The sequence below is a fragment of the Collinsella aerofaciens genome (genome assembly GCF_009876115.1).
Lineage (GTDB): Bacteria > Actinomycetota > Coriobacteriia > Coriobacteriales > Coriobacteriaceae > Collinsella > Collinsella aerofaciens_N.
The window spans coordinates 145,013-162,401 of record NZ_WWSY01000002.1; the positions used below are offsets into that span (position 1 = coordinate 145,013).

12 protein-coding genes are annotated in these 17,389 nt (G+C 59.3%); 6 read left to right on the plus strand and 6 right to left on the minus strand.

The features are described from left to right. Nucleotides 1-30: 30 nt before the first annotated feature. From GT571_RS02560 to GT571_RS02575, 4 genes are all read right to left on the minus strand, one after another. The gene (locus GT571_RS02560) at nucleotides 31-336 is read right to left on the minus strand and encodes an ATP-binding cassette domain-containing protein (RefSeq protein WP_161155269.1); all 306 of its coding nucleotides are present in this window, start codon (nucleotides 334-336) and stop codon (nucleotides 31-33) included. Nucleotides 337-510: 174 nt separating this feature from the next. Beyond that, nucleotides 511-792, minus strand: a complete 282-nt coding sequence (locus GT571_RS02565) for a hypothetical protein (RefSeq protein ID WP_161155314.1) — start codon at nucleotides 790-792, stop codon at nucleotides 511-513. A gap of 15 nt (nucleotides 793-807) precedes the next feature. Further along, nucleotides 808-1,431, minus strand: coding sequence for a DUF1700 domain-containing protein (locus GT571_RS02570; protein ID WP_161155270.1), 624 nt, complete (start codon nucleotides 1,429-1,431; stop codon nucleotides 808-810). Next, entirely contained in the window at nucleotides 1,418-1,738 is a 321-nt protein-coding gene (locus GT571_RS02575; RefSeq protein ID WP_006234594.1) for a PadR family transcriptional regulator, read from the minus strand. Before GT571_RS02575 ends, GT571_RS02570 begins: the two co-directional genes overlap by 14 nt. 340 nt (nucleotides 1,739-2,078) lie before the next feature. On the opposite strand from GT571_RS02575, the gene GT571_RS02580 reads away from it, so the two are divergent. Both GT571_RS02580 and GT571_RS02585 read left to right on the plus strand, forming a co-directional pair. Further along, on the plus strand, nucleotides 2,079-3,083 hold the full coding sequence (locus tag GT571_RS02580) for a helix-turn-helix domain-containing protein (RefSeq protein ID WP_161155271.1): 1,005 nt from the start codon (nucleotides 2,079-2,081) through the stop codon (nucleotides 3,081-3,083). A 210-nt stretch (nucleotides 3,084-3,293) separates the two neighbouring features. Further along, a complete protein-coding gene (locus GT571_RS02585) occupies nucleotides 3,294-7,607 on the plus strand; it encodes a hypothetical protein (protein WP_161155272.1) in 4,314 nt (1,437 codons plus the stop codon). A 110-nt stretch (nucleotides 7,608-7,717) separates the two neighbouring features. On the opposite strand, the gene GT571_RS02590 is transcribed toward GT571_RS02585, so the two are convergent. Next, entirely contained in the window at nucleotides 7,718-8,734 is a 1,017-nt protein-coding gene (locus tag GT571_RS02590) for a DUF4352 domain-containing protein (RefSeq protein WP_161155273.1), read from the minus strand. Nucleotides 8,735-9,101: 367 nt separating this feature from the next. On the opposite strand from GT571_RS02590, the gene GT571_RS02595 reads away from it, so the two are divergent. From GT571_RS02595 to GT571_RS02605, 3 genes are all read left to right on the plus strand, one after another. Then, nucleotides 9,102-11,099, plus strand: a complete 1,998-nt coding sequence (locus GT571_RS02595) for a DNA gyrase/topoisomerase IV subunit B (RefSeq protein WP_161155274.1) — start codon at nucleotides 9,102-9,104, stop codon at nucleotides 11,097-11,099. A gap of 45 nt (nucleotides 11,100-11,144) precedes the next feature. Further along, nucleotides 11,145-13,385, plus strand: a complete 2,241-nt coding sequence (locus GT571_RS02600; RefSeq protein ID WP_161155275.1) for a DNA gyrase subunit A — start codon at nucleotides 11,145-11,147, stop codon at nucleotides 13,383-13,385. 246 nt (nucleotides 13,386-13,631) lie between these two features. After that, the gene (locus GT571_RS02605) at nucleotides 13,632-14,726 is read left to right on the plus strand and encodes a P-loop NTPase family protein (RefSeq protein ID WP_161155276.1); all 1,095 of its coding nucleotides are present in this window, start codon (nucleotides 13,632-13,634) and stop codon (nucleotides 14,724-14,726) included. 108 nt (nucleotides 14,727-14,834) lie between these two features. Here GT571_RS02605 and GT571_RS02610 read toward each other — a convergent pair whose 3' ends face one another. Next, nucleotides 14,835-15,365 (minus strand): flavodoxin family protein, encoded by a 531-nt coding sequence (locus tag GT571_RS02610; RefSeq protein ID WP_161155277.1) that lies wholly within the window; start codon nucleotides 15,363-15,365, stop codon nucleotides 14,835-14,837. A gap of 287 nt (nucleotides 15,366-15,652) precedes the next feature. Between GT571_RS02610 and GT571_RS02615 the strand changes: the two genes are divergently transcribed. After that, on the plus strand, nucleotides 15,653-17,386 hold the full coding sequence (locus GT571_RS02615) for a DUF262 domain-containing protein (RefSeq protein WP_161155278.1): 1,734 nt from the start codon (nucleotides 15,653-15,655) through the stop codon (nucleotides 17,384-17,386). The last annotated feature ends 3 nt before the right edge of the window (nucleotides 17,387-17,389 follow it).

Sequence of the window (17,389 nt, forward strand, 5' to 3'; positions counted from 1 at the left end):
GGAACGCAGGGCTGTCCCTGTAAAAAATGTTTAAGCAACCGTTGCAAATCCATTCTCCCGCGCAGAGAGCCCCGGGTAGGCCGAGCTCGCGTCGGGCATGTAGCCCATACGCCTCCGGGCGGCGGCAAGCCCGCGCCCGCCGCGCTCGCCGAACAGCTCAACCGAGCCCGAGCTGGGGCTGGCGGTGCCAGTGACGATACAGATGAGCGTTGACTTCCCGGCGCCGTTTTCGCCGATGAGCCCGTAGACGCGCCCCGCCTCGAGGGCGAGGTCGATGGGGCCGAGGACGGTCCTCCCGCGGTACGCCTTCGTGACCCCGTGAAGGCGGAGGGGCATGGCTGTCGTCATTGCGTTCCTTTCTCCTCGGATGGATTTTGGGTATGCGTCATGGGCCCCCGCGCGGGACGGGGAGCGAATCGACGCAGGCTCGAGGCCGGTTGGGTTGGGGTTGAGGTCCGGGTTCCACAGGCTTGCACAGCCCGACGGACAGGGCGTCCGGGCACGCTATGCTTAGGGAGCGGTGGGCGCCTCCGGGGCAGCAGGGGACTCGGACGCGGTGATGCCGGAGGTGTCGACCTCGCCGATTCCGGCGAGCTGCTCGATGAGGGGGAGGCCCGTCGGGTCGTCCACCTCGACGCCGCCGAGCACGATGGTGCTGTCGCGCGTGTCGATTTGGGTTGTGAACACGGCCGGGTCGAAACCCGAAGCGATAAAGCCAATGCCCGCGAGGACAACACCCGCAGCAACGAGCCCGCCCGCCACGGCGAGGTAGATCTTCTTCGCACTGGTCATGGTACTCACTCCTTTCTACGCCGCGAGATGCGCGGCAGCGCCGCCCTTCTCGCCCTTACCCTTCCAGAAGGGCGAGGCGGCCTTCCTCGCCCAGAGCGCCGAGAGGCGCGCAATTTGTTTTGAGGCGGCCCAAGCGCCAGCACCAACGAAGAGCGCCACGCCGACGAGGCCGAGCCCCGCGCCCGCCGAGGCGAGGGCGTACGGGAAGTGGCCGATGATGATGCCGCTTATGGCAAGCAGGAGCTCAACTACGCCCACGCCCCCGAGTGCCGCCGCGACGATCCACACGCAGAGCGCCAGCACCCAGATGCAGATATAGACCGTGACGGCCACGGCGGCGAAGGCGGCGAGCAGCGGCACCCACACCGGGGAGCCCACGATGGTCAGCACCCACAGCAGCGCGGTGCTGCGCCGGCGCGTCCTCGCGATCGCGCGCGGCACGGCGGGCAGGTCGTCGAGCGTGGCCTCCGCCACCTCGCCGGGCGTGCCCATGGCGGCCACGGCCTCCTCCTCGCTCATACCGTCCTCCATGCGGTCGGCGATGGCCTCCGCATAGAACGCCTTGGTCTCCTCCACCTGCTCGGCCGGCAGGCAGGCGAGCAGCTCGCCCAACCGGCCCAGAAACTCATCGCGCGTCATGGTGCGCCCCCTCAACGTATGCGTAAATCTCCCGTACGGACGGCCACTCGGCCAGGAACTCCTCGATGCGCGCTCGCCCGTCGTCCGTGATGCGGTAGTACCGGCGCAGCCGCCCGTTGTGCTCGGCGGAGCGCGCCGTGATGCACCCGGCCTTCTCCAGGCGCTTGAGCAGCGGGTAGAGCGTCGACTCCGTGAGCCCCATGCTCGCCGGTACGTCCTTCACGATCTGGTAGCCGTAGGACTCCTCGCCGGAGACGGCCGCGAGCACGCAGGCCTCCAGGAAGCCGCGCTTCATCTGTGCCTCCATCCGCACACCTCCTCTCGTCATATACTATGCTATACACACTATACGATGCAAGGTATTAGACGTCAACTCTCATCGCGAAGATTCTCCGGCCCCTGCGCGCTGCGAACGTGATGTCGCGGGGCGGTTGGCATTATGCATGAAACGTCAAGTAACGCTCTTTTGATCCACTTCCGCTCGGCCCCATATGCCTTGTACAACGCCCTCTTCGACCTCGGGTTCAAGAGAGCCGCTAGTCTTCCTTTATACGTTCGGCATAATCGTCGGCGATACCCACAAATTCCAGTCCCGAGCAGCAGGAGTACAATTGCTGCTATTGTTGCCAGCTGTTGGGAGATGGAAGATGGACTGCGATGGCTACCCATGCGTTCCCATGCCGTTGATGTGCACCGCCTTTGTGCCGGGGCAGATTGACGCTGCGGTTGCAGGCATTTCCGACCCCGATTCACGCACCATCGCCACGGCAGAAGCGCTGTACTTTCGCGGACAGGCCGCACTCGCCGCCGAGACAGCACGCCCCTATCTTGACGCCACCGACCCCGCGCTGCGCTATTCCGCATGCTTTATCTGCGGATATGCCAGTCTGTCGCTCAACCGTATCGCCGATGCCCGCCGTTGCCTTGCTGGCATCCTCGATACGCCGGCCGACGAGGAATCACCCGCCGTCCACGCCACGCATATCCTGTTCGCCTCGGCCGCGAGCGTCCTGCTGCACTTGCCTTCCCCGTATTCCGCCGAAGAGTTTTATCCGCTTGCGGCGCATCTGCCCGAAGGCCTGCGCCTGTTCGCCAGCTACGTGATGGCGCACGCCTTATATCTGCGCGGCGAATACGGCCGCAGCCTGGGCATGGCGGAAAACGCCCTGATTATGAAACAAGGAAGCTACCCCATCTCGGAACTGTTCCTGCACTTGGCAGCCTCCATGGCATGCATGAGCCTCAAGGACATCGACGCCGCAAAAACGCACTTCGGAGCTGCTTGGAACATTGCGCGCTCCGACGGCCTTATCGAGCTCATCGGCGAGCACCACGGCCTTTTGCAGGGGCTCATCGAGGCGTGCCTAAAAACGCAATACCCTGACGACTTCGCGCACATCATCGAGATCACATACCGCTTCAGCTACGGCTGGCGGCGCATCCACAACCCCGATTCGGGCGAGGACGTGGCCGACGACCTGACGACCACAGAGTTCACCATGGCCATGCTCGCCTGCCGCGGATGGACCAACGCCGAAATCGCACGCCATATGGGAGTATCGCCGGGCACTGTCAAAAACCGCCTATCCAGTGTGTATGCAAAGCTTGGCATCGGCACGCGCACCGAACTGGTCGCGCATATGCTGCGTTAGCGGCCAGACTGCCTAGCGCAGCATGCGCGCTCCGGAGCCCCGGCGCTTCACGCGCTCAAATTGGACATTTTGGCCCTCGGACGGCACTACCGCCACGGGGCACCTTCTCGCAAAATTGGATTATTTCCACCGAAATTTGCGGAATGGGGGCCCAAGATGCTTGATCGCCGTTCGTTACTTGTTGCTGGAGCGTCCTCGCTAGCGAGCATTATGTTGCCTCGCGTGCCGGGAAGCGAAAATGCCTTCCTGCTGCCGTTCGCGCCCACCGAAGCCTATGCCGACGAAAAAGACCCCTTCAGGGTGCTCGTTCTCTCGCGCACCATGTTTGGTGTGGTCGTGGTCGACGTCGCCAACAAGAATATGCCCATCAAGGGAGCGCAGGTCACGCTCACGTCGCGCTACGCCGCAGGCAAGCAGCTCACCGCCACGACCGATGACGAAGGCACGGCCATCTTTGAGGTCGCGCCGCTTTCGGAAGGCTACGTGGACGAGGCAACGCTCCTTGACGCGTACGACTTTAACGGCGGCATCTCCATTAGCATGGCGGGATACCGTGATGTCGAGATTCCCCTTGCGCGTATCCAGGGCGGCACCGCCATAACCGCGCCCACGCGTCCGCTTTCCGACGGCGAGCCGTACTTCCGCCAACTCACATTCGACGAATGGGACATCCAGTACGCTGAAGCCACGTTCATGGCATTGCCGAAGGACGACACGGCAAACGAGCAGCCCGATACGCACGCCTTTACCGTTCAGGCACATCTGCCACAGGGCGGACAGGCAACGCTGCGCATCAACAAAGTGACGCCTGCCGCGGGCAGCTCACCCGAAACCGTCACGCAGATCGGTCAGATCAAGGCCAGCGCATCGGGCGCGGATAATCTGGCGACGTTCACACTCGAAGACAAGTTTCTCGACGCGGCATCGGGCCTTCTGGAAGAAGGGTGCAAGCTGCGCTTTGTCCTCGACTATCAGGGCAAAACCTACACGCTTTCATCCCCTATGGCCGTTGTCACCGCGCCGGCCGCAAAGGCGGAATCGGGCTCGACCACCATCATTCCCACCACCATGGACCAAGAGATCACTCCGTTTGATTTCCCCGCGGCGTTTCCCGGCATCGGAGGCAATAAGTTCACGTGCTGGATGCCTTTGTTCCCCATCTTGTTCGATTTCTCGTTTGCCGGGTACGTGCTGTTTGGCGGAGGATACAAACCAGCCAGCTACATGAACGATTCGGGCAACCCTGATCCGGAATACTGGAAGAAGTCACCGCGCGAGTCGGGCGCCAAGCAGGCAAACCGCTACCTCGACGAGATGGAGGGGAAGTGGAATCAGTACAAAAGTATGAGCGCCGGTTCGGGCACCGATCCAAGAAACACTAAGTTGTTTCGCCACCATTGCACGCTGCTGTTCACGATGGATATCGCCACACAGCTGTACGGCTCGCTTGCCTACGATTGGGTGGGCAAAACCTGGGGTAACAACAACGACCCCGCATACGGCAATATTAAGGCCCTCTTCCAGGTAAGAACCGACCTCAATTGGACCGAGCAGTTTACCCTAGGACCGGTGCCGTTTTTCCTAAACGTCAACCCCTGGGTGCTGGCGAAGCTGGCGCTCGCCGTGGGTGCCCACACGCACGGCAGCGGCGCGGCGTTTTTTAAAAACATTTCGCTCGACTATTCAAACACGTCGGGCTCGTTCACCATCCAGATCGGGCTCGCCGTCACCTTTGGCGCCGGCGTTGCAGGCGTCGCTTCGTCTGCCGTGCGCGGCGCCGCATCCCTCACGCTGTTCATTGGGTACGAGAAGGCAGACGGACACCAGCTTCCGCGACTGCGTGTAGGTGCAGACGTCGATGTCGATGTGATACTCCAGTTCGTAATGTTCAAGTGGACCACCAAGGCTTGGTCGGGGTCGTGGCCCACGCTCGCCGATTCGTGGAATATGTCGGTGGACAATGGCGACCAGTATGTGCTCCAACGCTCTGAGCTCGCATTGGGTGGAGATACCCCTTACACGCTGGATGCCTGCTTCGGCACGCCCGGCAACGCCGAGGCAGGTGGTGTGCCGCAATTTATCGCATCGGCCACCATCGTCACCAACGCCGAGCTGCTCGCACGCGCCGAGGTTAAGGCTACTGCCGCAAACGTCGCGCCTACCGTACGCGATTGGGACCGGGCGGTCACGCGCATTGAGCTCGAGGCGGATGCAGAAAGCGACGACACGGGACAGATCGAGCATTTCGTCCATGCACTGATAGAGGACGACGACAACGCCGCGCCGATGTATAAGTACGCCTATATCGGGCAGCCGACGAACGTCGTTGCGGACCCCAACGCCAATTCTGCCGGTGTATCGGAGGACGAGCGTGGCGGCATCAAGCCCTCGAGTGACAACGTGCTGTTTACTGGCGTGCTCAGCGAAGCTCACATGAAGCTGGCAATGATTGCCGGCGCAGAATGCCTATTCCGTATCGCCTCGGTGCGCTACGGCGAGAATGGCCGCTCGCGCCTAGTGGTGCACACAAAGGCAAACGGCACGTGGTCCGCTCCCACGCCCGTGGACTTTCCCCTTGGGTTTGGCGAGGGCGACGTGGAGCGCGATGGCATATACGATTACGACTTCGACGTGGTGGAATATACAGACGGGAGGGAAAACCAAGACGCCTACGTGTTGCTGGTCTCGGGCGAGCGCCGCGACGGCGACAACACCCCTTTCGATACGGCGAGCACATCCGGCATACTGTCCGTTGTGCGCCTGCGCATAAGCAACGGCGGAGTTCGCGTGGTGTCGCATACGTCATGGCGCAGCATCTCGCGCGGCCGCCTGCAAGAGGATGGCTACCATTGCCTGCAGTGCCCGCGTATCACGGTGGGCAAGACGCTGGCCGACGGACGCCTGTCGGGTGCCTACCTCCACCGCCGCGGAGCCACCGCAGAGAAGGCGCTCGGCAGCGAGGCTGAAGTTGCGCTGGAGTGCTTCACCCTGTGGTCGGACGTTTCGGGCGACAGCCTGACGTTCCGCCAAGTTCTCCGCTTTCCGCAAGCACCGTCGAGTATCGAGCTGGGCGAACCCGAGAATATCAACGGCAAAATGGTGGTGCCCGTTGCGTACGAGACCGCAGACGGTTGCGGCTGCGCATCGTACGCCGTGATCGGCCAGTCCATTGCGGGCTGGGGCGTTATGCCACCAGACGCCACGGTACCCCATGCGGTGCCGTGGCCACAACATTCGGGCTTTTTGGCCACCGTCAACGAGCAACTGCAACATATTACTTGGACGCGAGGCGCATCGGCATTTGCAACGCAGCCCGTGGGTGCCGCAGGCTGTGGCCCGGCGTCGTTTAGCGTAAGCAACAACGGCAGGTGCGTGCTCTATGTAGAGAACACCGATGGCAAGGTGGGACAAACCTACGACGAAGAAGGCAACCCGGTAGCAGTGATGGGCAAGCACTTCCGCATCTTCGCCAGCACCTTGGCAGGCGATCTGTTCACGGAGCCGTTCGTGATGTGCGAGCTGGACCATCCCGTCGATCAGATAACGACATTTTTGACGCCGGGAGGCATGCTCTCCGCGCTCGCCACGCACATTGTGAGCGCGGAGAAGAGCGAGGCAGAGCTGCACGGCATCGAAGTGCCCTTGGTGGCGTGTGCCACTCCGACGGGCGCGGTCGCTACCTCGGGCGCGGTGGTGCCCGGAGCAGCAGGCGAATCCTTCATGGTCACGGTGCGAAACGACGGCAACACTTTGCTGACCGCCGGTACGATCGATCTGTACCGAGAGGGCTCCGGCCAGCCGTTCTCCAGCGCATCCATCGGATTCGGAGCGAACGCACGCATGGCTTCGATCTACGATCCAGAGCTTGCCGAGGATGCTTCGGCCAACGATATGGCACGCGTGAAATACGCGCTCGAGACGCTGGACGCGCGTTTTGCAACGCACCCGCTGGTAGCCGACAACGGCAACGCCGTGCTGGCACCGGGTTGCACGGCACAGTTCCGCATGAGCTTCGCCATCCCCGAGAGTTGGAGCGACGAAGTGGGCAAACGCGTAACACTCTACGCAAAGGCGCGCGACCTGGTGGCGCTCGACCCCGTGACGCTCGAGGAAATCCGACCCGGCGCAAACTCGGCACTGGGCGCCGTACTGCACGAGCTTCATGTGCCCGACGCGGCATGCGAACGCTCAAAAGTTCAGGTCGGCATATGCGACAGCGCGGATACGACAGGACTTCACGACGCCCCGATGACGGCAGACGGCGATGGTGGCTCGAGTGGCGGCGGTACTGACGAGGGCGGCAGCTCCGGAGGAAGCAGCTCCGGCAGTGGCAAGGACCACGGCAATAACAAGCGCTCCAGAAAAGCGGGCGCGCTTGCGGGCACGGGCGACAGCAACGTCCCCCTAACCGCAGCCGCAGCAGCACTCGCCGCAGCTGGTGCCGGCCTCGTCGCCTACAGCGCCCGTCGCACGGCGCTCGAAACCGACACCGCCAATGAGGTCAATTCGGATAAGCCTCGCTAGCTCCTAGTTACTTTTGTGAGAGACGCCGACTCGGCTCATCGAACATCAAAATGGGCTGGCCCCGATAACTCGGAGCCAGCCCTGAGTCGCCTGACGTAAGAATTGCGGCGTTACTTGAGCTTCAGTGCCTCCATCATGGGCACGGCGGCATCCCAGTCGATCTTCCAGCCAATCGACACGCGGACGGTCTCGCCCGTCGCGGGAGCCGTCGCAAACAGCGTATGGCCGTTGTCGGGACCGGTAAAGCGCAGCCACGTTATGCCGTTGTACTCAACCTGGTCGGTTGTTGTCTCCTTGCCTTCGTAGACCTGCTCTAGGCTTGCAACCTCTTCCTCCGGCGAGCGCGGGAAGATGCTGATGTTCAGATGTCCTCCAGTCTCGTCGTGGAAGAAGTTTGCCTTTTCGCGCTCTTCGTCGGACGAATCCAGCGTGTACCCATCGGCGGCCTCGATGCTGTACGATGCGCAGTCGATGCCCGTTAAATCTGCCTTCTCGCCAGAATCGGCCACGCCGCCGGCCGCCTTGAACTCCTTGGTCTCGCATCCCGTGGTGTCAAAGTGCATGGCCTCATGATTCTTGGCGGGGGCGTAAGCGTCTACGAACTCGACAGTGATGGGCCCGTAGTACGCCGTCTTGGGCGCCCAGAAATACACGTACTCAACGGTCTCGCCCGGGCCGATATCTGGCCTCTTGGAAAGATCGATGCCCTCGTGAAGCTCATCGGGAGCCTCACTTGCAACGTAGTCGAGCACGGCCGACTTGCCGGAAGTAAACAACGGGTCGCCTGCCTCAAGATCGCCTTGGGCAGCATGCACGTTAAAGGAACTGAACGTCCTGTTCTTTGTGTTGTTGTTGGTAATCTTGATGTGCAGGTAAAAGCCGTCCTGCTTCTTAGCATCACCGCGATAGAACGTACCGTGAGCCACCGACTCGTAGGTAATGCCTGCCACCTCGACCGTCTGCGACTCATAGGCCCTGGGCTTCTCGGCCTTCTCCTGCACAGGTGCGCTCCCGCCCGAGCCACTCGGCGCATTACCGCCGCAGCCGGCCACCGTACATGCCAGCACGGCCGAAAGCGTCACGGTGGGAATTCCTAACAGCAGCTTCTTCGTCATGGGCTTCATCATCCTCACCGCTCCTTTCGGCTTGTAGCTCATCCGTTGCCCGAGTCTCAAGTCGACCCCGTGGCATCGGCTTCCACTATGAGCGTATGACGAAACACGGCGCGGGCGAAGTGACCCACGGCCCAAATAACGACCCGCCAGCGTTCCTTATGGGCCAAAGGGACTCGCACACGCACGCCCGTGGCCCATAAAACGAGACGCTTGTCCCAATGTTCGATTCGGAACAACAATCCGCACGACACGTTTTACCCATTATCCGAACGATTGTTCGATGGATTTCGTGTTGGTTGGAATCGTCTGTGGGCTGGGCTATGCTACCTTGACTATCTATATGACTAAAACGCAGCAAAGGAGCACCGAGAGAGCGAGCATGGCAAAAAACACCGCAAACTATGGTAACGACAGTATTCGTCAGCTCAAGGACGAGGAGCGCGTACGCCTGCGCCCCGCCGTCATCTTTGGCTCGGACGGACTCGATGGCTGCGCGCATGCTGCCTTCGAGATCCTGTCCAACGCCGTTGACGAGGCACGCCAGGGCTACGGCAAACTTATCACCCTTACCGCCTTTCGCGATGGCTCCATTCAGGTAGAGGATAACGGCCGTGGCTGCCCGCTCGACTGGAACCCTTCCGAGAAGCGCTTTAACTGGGAGCTCGTCTTCTGCGAGCTCTACGCCGGCGGCAAGTACAACAACAACCAGGGCGGCGACTACGACTTCTCGCTCGGCACCAACGGCCTGGGCTCCTGCGCGACCCAGTACGCTTCCGAGTACATGGACGTCACGGTTTGGCGTGACGGTAACAAGTACTCCCTGCACTTTAAGAAGGGCAAGGTCGTCGGCGCCAAAAAGAAGGCACTCGAGATTGAGCCCAGCGCCGAGGACCGCACCGGCACCACCATCAAGTGGCGCCCCGATCTTGAGGTCTTTACCTCCATCAGCATCCCCCACGATTGGTATCGCGAGACCATGCGCCGCCAGGCCGTGGTCAACGCCAACGTGACCTTCCGCCTTCGCATCGAGGGCGACGATGGCGAGTTTTCCGAAGAGGACTTTTGCTATCCCAAGGGCATCGAGGACTACGTACTCGAAAAGGTCGGTACCGACTACCTCACCGAGCCCTTCTTTATCGAGGCCGACCGTCGCGGTCGCGATCGCGAGGACCTGCCCGATTACAACGTAAAGATCACCGCGTGCATGTGCTTCTCGCGCACCTTCATGATGCAGGAGTACTACCACAACTCCTCCTGGCTCGAGAACGGCGGCTCGCCGGAGAAGGCGGCCCGTAGCGCTCTGACCAGCGCCATCGACGCCTACATTAAGCAACAGGGCAAATACAACAAAAACGAGAGCGGCATCAAATGGCAGGACGTCCAGGACTGCCTAGTTCTGGTGACCAACTGCTTCTCCACCCAGACGTCCTACGAAAACCAGACCAAGAAAGCCATCAACAACCGCTTTATCCAGCAGGCCATGACGGCATTCTTTAAGGAGCGCCTCTCGACCTACTTGATCGAGAACAAAGACGCCGCCAACAAGATCATGGAACAGGTGCTCATCAACAAGCGCTCGCGCGAGAACGCCGAGAAGACGCGCCAGAGCATCAAGACCAACCTGCAGCAGAAGACCGACATGGCCAACCGCGTGCAGAAATTCATCGACTGCCGCTCCAAGGACAAGAGCCGTCGCGAGATCTACATCGTAGAGGGTGACTCGGCAGCAGGCGCCATTCGCACCTCGCGCGATGCCGAGTTCCAAGGTGTTATGCCCGTCCGAGGCAAGATCCTCAATTGCCTGAAGGAGGACTATCCGCGCATCTTTAAGTCCGACATCATCATGGACCTTATGCGCGTGCTGGGCTGCGGTGTGGAGATCAAGGACAAGCGCATCAAGAATCTTGGCGCCTTTGACCTGAACAACCTCAACTGGAACAAGGTCATCATCTGTACGGACGCCGACGTCGACGGTTATCACATCCGCACGCTCGTGCTCACCATGCTCTACCGCCTGGTGCCCACGCTTATCGACGAGGGTTACGTGTATATCGCCGAGTCTCCGCTCTACGAGATCAACTGCAAAGAGAAGACCTACTTTGCCTACACCGAGCTCGAGAAGAACGGCATCCTCAAAGAGATTGGCGACCAGAAGTGCTCCATCAACCGCTCCAAGGGTCTTGGTGAAAACGACCCGGACATGATGTGGCTCACCACCATGAACCCCGAGACGCGTCGCCTGATTAAGGTGGAGCCCGAGGACGTCACCAAGATGGAAACCATGTTCAACCTGTTGCTGGGCAACGACGAGGCTGGCCGCAAGCGCCATATCTCCGAGCACGGCAAGGAATACCTGGACCAGCTGGACCTGCAGTAGCAGCAAATCGATAACGACGGCCCATAAGAAGTTCAAGAGGATATCGTGGCAAAGAAGAAGACGAAGAACCAGCCAAAGAAAAAGCAGGTCAACGCCGAGAACGTCATCGGCCTGCACTCCGAGGTCACCGACCAGCCGATCACACAGACGCTCGAGGTCAACTACATGCCCTACGCCATGAGCGTAAACGTCTCGCGCGCATTCCCCGAGATCGACGGCTTTAAGCCCTCGCACCGCAAGCTGCTCTACACCATGTACAAAATGGGTCTGCTCAAGGGCGAGCGCCAGAAGAGCGCCAACATCGTGGGCCAGACCATGAAGCTCAACCCGCACGGCGATGCCGCGATCTACGAGACGATGGTGCGCCTAGCCACCGGCAACGAAGCGTTGCTTGCCCCCTTCGTGGAGTCGAAGGGCAACTTTGGCAAGTACTATTCGGGCGACCTGAGCTACGCCGCCTCGCGTTATACCGAGGCCAAGCTCTCCCCCATCAGCGCCGAAATCTTCAAGGACATCGACAAGGACCCGGTCGACTTCGTCGACAGCTACGACGGCGCCATGAAGGAGCCGCGCCTGCTGCCCACCACGTTCCCCAACATCCTCGTCTCGGCCAACAAGGGCATCGGCGTCGCCATGGCGTCAGACATCTGCGGTTTCAACCTCAACGAAGTCTGCACCGCCACCATGCACTACCTGCAGGATCCCGACTGCGACCTGCTTGAGTATATGCCCATGCCCGACTTCTCGACCGGCGGCGAAATTATCTACCGCCGCGAGGAGATGGAAAAGATTATCGAGACCGGTCTTGGCAGCTTCCAGATCCGCTCCCGCTGGCGCTGGATTCCCGAAGAGCGCATCATCGAGGTCTACGAGATCCCCTACACCACCAAGACCGATGTCATCATCGAACGCATCGTTAAGCTCTCCAAAGAGGGCAAGGTCAAGGAGATTGCCGACATCCGCGACGAGACCGACCTTTCGGGTCTGCGCATCGCTATCGACCTTAAGCGCGGCGTCGACCCCGACAAGCTCATGGCCAAGCTTTATCGCTCGACCACGCTGCAGGATTCGTTCTCGTGCAACTTTAACGTGCTGGTCGACGGCTATCCCCGCGTTATGGGCGTGCGCCAGATTCTGCACGAGTGGGTCAAGTGGCGTATTGAGTCCACGCGCCGCCGCATTAACTTTGACCTGGGCAAAAAGTCCGAGCGCCTGCACCTGCTGCACGGCCTTGAGGCAATTCTGCTCGATATCGACAAGGCCATCGCCATCATCCGCGGCACCAAGCTCGAAGCCGAGGTCGTGCCCAACCTTATGAAGGGTTTCGACATTGACGAGACCCAGGCCGAGTTTGTTGCCGAACTTAAGCTCCGCAACATCAATGAGGAATACATTCTCAACCGCACCAAGGACGTCGCTAAGCTCGAGGGCGAGATTGCCGAGCTTGAGGAGATTCTCTCGAGCGAGGAGAACATCAAGAAGGTCATCAGCGACGAGCTGGCAGCGGTCAACAAGAAGTATGTGATGCCGCGCCGCACGGGCAGGATCGAGCCCCATGAGGTTATCGAGGTAAGCTTGGAGCCCGAGGTCGAGGAGTACCCGGTCACTATCATGCTTTCGCGCGATGGCTACCTTAAGAAGATGACGGACCGCGTGCTCAAGAAGGCAACCACGCTCAAGTACAAGGACGGCGACAAACCCTTTATCGAATTCCCGTCCTCCAACACCCACGAGCTGCTGGTCTTTACCAACAAGAGCCAGGTGTACAAGTGCAAGGTTGCGGCGTTTGAGGACACCAAGTCGGCCCAGCTGGGCTCGTACCTGCCCACCGACCTTGAGATGGAACCCGACGAGAGTGTCATCTGGGTCATCGACCCCGAGGACTACAAGGCCGACGTGCTGTTTGTCTTTGAGAACGGCCGCGTGGTGCGCGTCGCACTTGCCGGATACGTTACCAAGACCAACCGCAAGCGCCTTAAAAACGCCATCTACGGTGGCAGCAAGCTGCTGTATGCCCAGGTGCTCAAGGAAGATCGCGACATCGCGCTGGTCTCGAGCGACTATCGTTTGATGAACTTCAACACGTCGCTGCTCAAGACCAAGACGACCACCAACACGCAGGGCGTCCAAGCCTTTACCGCCAAGAAGGGCCGCTCGATCACCACCGTCGGCACGACCGAGGAGATCCTTGGCGCCGGCGTCTCTGCCGAGAAGTTCACCGCGCAGAGCCTGCCCTCCGCCGGTGCCCTCATGAAGGAAAACGACATGCCGAGCTTGTTTGACTAGGTACCACGGCAACGAGATCGTTAGATACTTCGCAAAGCGACGAGGCCCGGAACGCAACGGCATTGCGCCCGGGACTCGTCGTTTTTCTTCTCAACTATTTTTTAACGCAGATAAATTGATTTCTGCTTATTTTCTGCGTAAAAAATGTCAGCGTCACTGCTTCGATGCCCTTTGGTCAGTCGTTAGCAAAACTTGCAAAAGTTAGCAAAACTTGCAAAAATTAGCAAAACTTGCAAAGGAGCTACCATGGAGTACAGCAAGAACCCCTTTACCCCGACGTTCGGAAGCGTCCCTCCCTTTCTAGCGGGTCGCGAGCATATCCTGCGTGACATCAACCGTGGCTTTATCAACGGCCCGGGAGATCCCAACCTGTCGACCATTTTTACTGGCGCAAGGGGAACGGGCAAGACGGCGCTTCTCTCGCTCCTTTCAGAAACGGCGCTTGAACACGGCTGGATCGCAGCAAATGTCTCCGCCATGCCAGACATGCTCGAAGATATTATCGAGCGAACCAAAGAAGCCGCAGATAGCTACCTCTCACAGCCTCACGCGCGCATAAACGGTGTTCAAATTGGCCCAGTGGGCATCGATTGGACATATGCTCAAGAGGCTCAGGGCAACTGGCGCACGCGCATGAATGGCATCTTTAAGCAACTCGAAAAACATGACATCGGACTTCTCATCACCATCGATGAAGTCACCGTCGATCTCGAAGAAATGCTTCAATTTGCCTCTGTTTACCAGCACTTTGTACGCGAAGGTAAAAAAGTTGCCCTACTCATGGCAGGACTGCCCTACAAAGTATCGGCACTGCTGCGCAACGATTCCGTCTCGTTCCTCAGGCGCTCCCAGTATCATCAGCTGGGACGAATCACTGATGTTGAGATTGCAAACGCGTTTCGCAAAACCGTTGAGGCCGGAGGACGTTCAATCACACCAGGAGCGCTCGAGAATGCTGTGAAGGCCGTCGACGGATTTCCCTATATGATGCAGCTCGTCGGATATCGCACATGGGATGTTTCGGAGAACTCGCCCAAAATCAGTGCACCTGATGTACAGCAGGGTTCTCTGCTTGCCCGCATGGAGCTACGCGATCGAATTCTCGAAACGACCTATCGGGAGCTTTCCGATAAAGACATTGAGTTTTTGCTCGCGATGCTGCCCGATTCTGGCCCCAGCAGGGTCTCGGAGATAGCCAAACGCATGGGCGTCGCCAGCAACTACGCAAGTCAATATAAACGCCGCCTCCTGGAGGACGGCGTCATCGGAGAGCGCGGGCGTGGTCTCGTTGGCTTTGACATCCCCGCGTTCAGGGAGTTCCTGAACGAGAAGGCCTCCTAGCACGCCAAGATTATCCGCAAGGGCGACGGCGCATGGCAATCAGCAATCCTCTTGGTAAGGGCAGCAAGCATTTCCGCTTGTGCTGATTGCCATGCGTTCTTCTTGTCCTTAGGCGAGCTTGCGAGCGAGCTCTCGCACCTCTTCCAACTTGGGCGACGATGCCATGCTGTCGCGCTCGGTCATACCGCTGATGGTGACAATGCCCTGGTCCTCCCACTTGCAGTACGCGCAGGTTGACTTGTACATAGCGATCGCCGCATCATAGACGCCCTCGCTGTGGCTATCGAGCAAAAGGGCCGTCTTGGTGAACGGGAAGCCCGTAGCACCAAAGGCGTACAGGCGGTCAATGGCGGCCTTCTCCTGCGCGGTGATATCGAACCAGTAGATAGGCGAGGCAAAGACGACCATATCTGCGTCTTTCAGTGACTCGATCACGCCGGCCATGTCGTCCTTCTGCACGCAGGCGCCCTCATGGGTGAAGCAGTATTGGCATCCCAAGCAGCCCGCAATCTTTTTGCTGGCAACGCGGACGACCTCGACCGTATTGCCGCCCTCACGCGCAGTCTTGGCAAACGCCTCGACCATAGTGTCGGTATTGGCGCCCTTGCGCGGGCTACCGCTCAATACAACGATTTTCATAGGATTCCCTCTCCTTCATGCTGCAGGCGCGCAGCATGTTTTCTTGTAACCAAAACGAATGGAGCTATTCAGTCGTCTGTAGACCGCATCTTTCGTTCGCGCTCTCCAAAGAAGGTGCAAGCAGAAGCATCACGGGCATTGATCGGCGCCGATATGGATCACGACATGAAACCGTAAGGGTTGGCCAGAGGTTGCTAGATTCAATAGCTCTCAGCAATGGAGCGAATGACGACTTCGGCGATATAATCCGTGTCATCTTGATTGTTCCTGCGCGGAAGGTACAGCTCATGTCCAAGCTCAACATCGACCAGCGATCGATTCGCGATCTTCTCACCGATAAGCGGTCAGACTTCCTCATCCCCGACTACCAGAGGCCCTACGCCTGGGGCGAGGATGAATGCGCAACGCTGTGGGATGACCTGTTCTCGTTCGCTTTTCCAGGCGATGACTACGAGCGTTTCGACAGCGAAAACGACGAATACTTTCTAGGGCCCATCGTCACCTTTAAGAACCTCTCTGGCCAACTTGAGATCATTGACGGCCAGCAGCGCCTCACCACCATCATGCTGCTGCTCCGCGCGTTCTACGACAAGTTCACCAACATGAAGGATAAGCAGTCTGTGAAGATGCGCGAGGCAATCGCCCGTTGTGTATGGAAAACCGACGAGTTCGACGAGCCCGACATGGAGCGCCTCAAGATCGACTCCGAGGTTGCATCGGACAACGACAAGAATGAATTCCTCGAGATTTTACGAGAGGGCAACGTAGGCGATGGCTGGAAGAGCGCTTATGCCCGCAACTTCGCTTTCTTCCAGAGGAAAATTGAACAACTGGTGAGCGAGTGGCCCACCTACACCGTCTACATGGCCACACGCGTTATCAACAATGTGATACTGTTGCCCATTGAAGCGGAGTCGCAGGACACCGCGCTACGCATCTTCTCGACTCTAAACGACCGAGGGTTGCCTCTCTCGGATGCCGACATCTTCAAGAGCCAGTTCTACAAGCATTATTCCGACACGGGGCGCAAGGACGAGTTCATCCGTCGCTGGAAGGCACTCGAGGAGGGAGCGAACGCTATCTTCCGGCCCATGCGCGGCACACCAACCGATGAGCTATTTACGCGCTACATGTACTACCGCCGCGCGAAGAAAGGCATCCGCGACACGACCACCGCATCGTTGCGCGACTTCTTCGGTGCCGATGGCTACGCCATGCTCAAGGAGGACGCCACGCTCGACGATCTCGAGGCGCTGCTCGGCTTCTGGAAACGCGTCGACGCGCAGGAAGGGTTCAGTGAGCGCGTGCTCCGCAGGCTCTTCGTGCTGAACTACGCCCCCAACGGCATGTGGACCTATCTGCTAAGCGTCTGGTTCCTCGCCAACCGCGACAGCAAAAGTGCCCTCGATGACGAGGCACTCTACGGCTTTCTAAACAAGATCACGGCATTCATTCTCGCCTACGCCATTGAGCGCCCCGGCGTGAATGCGCTGCGTTCGCCAGTGTATCCCGAGATGATCAACATCGTGGAGCACCGCCCGGTGGAGTTTCCTAACCACCACTTCAATCGCGCAAATATTGCTGAGCGATTCCGAACCTACGTGTTCACCAACGGCAGGCCTGTAACGAAGTCCATACTCACTTGGTGGGCGTACGCAGACCCAGATCAGCCACTCATGGACCTAGACACCACGCTTGAAATTGAGCACATCTATGCCAAGAAGCGCAACGAGATAGACCCGCTCGTCGATCAATCCAGCCTGGAGGCGTTGGGTAACAAGGCGCTGCTTGAGAAGCGTGTAAACATCCGCGCGGCCGACTACAGATTCTGCGATAAACGCAAGTACTATGAGGGATACACCGACGGCAACGGCAAGCGCAAAGCCGGAACAAAGATCGCGGAACTCAAGCGCCTGACACAAGTCATGGGAGACTTCACCGAAATAGACATCGCGACTCGCACGGCACGGATCATCGATGCCTTCGTGGACTACCTGGGCAACAACGGACTTTTGAGCTAAAGA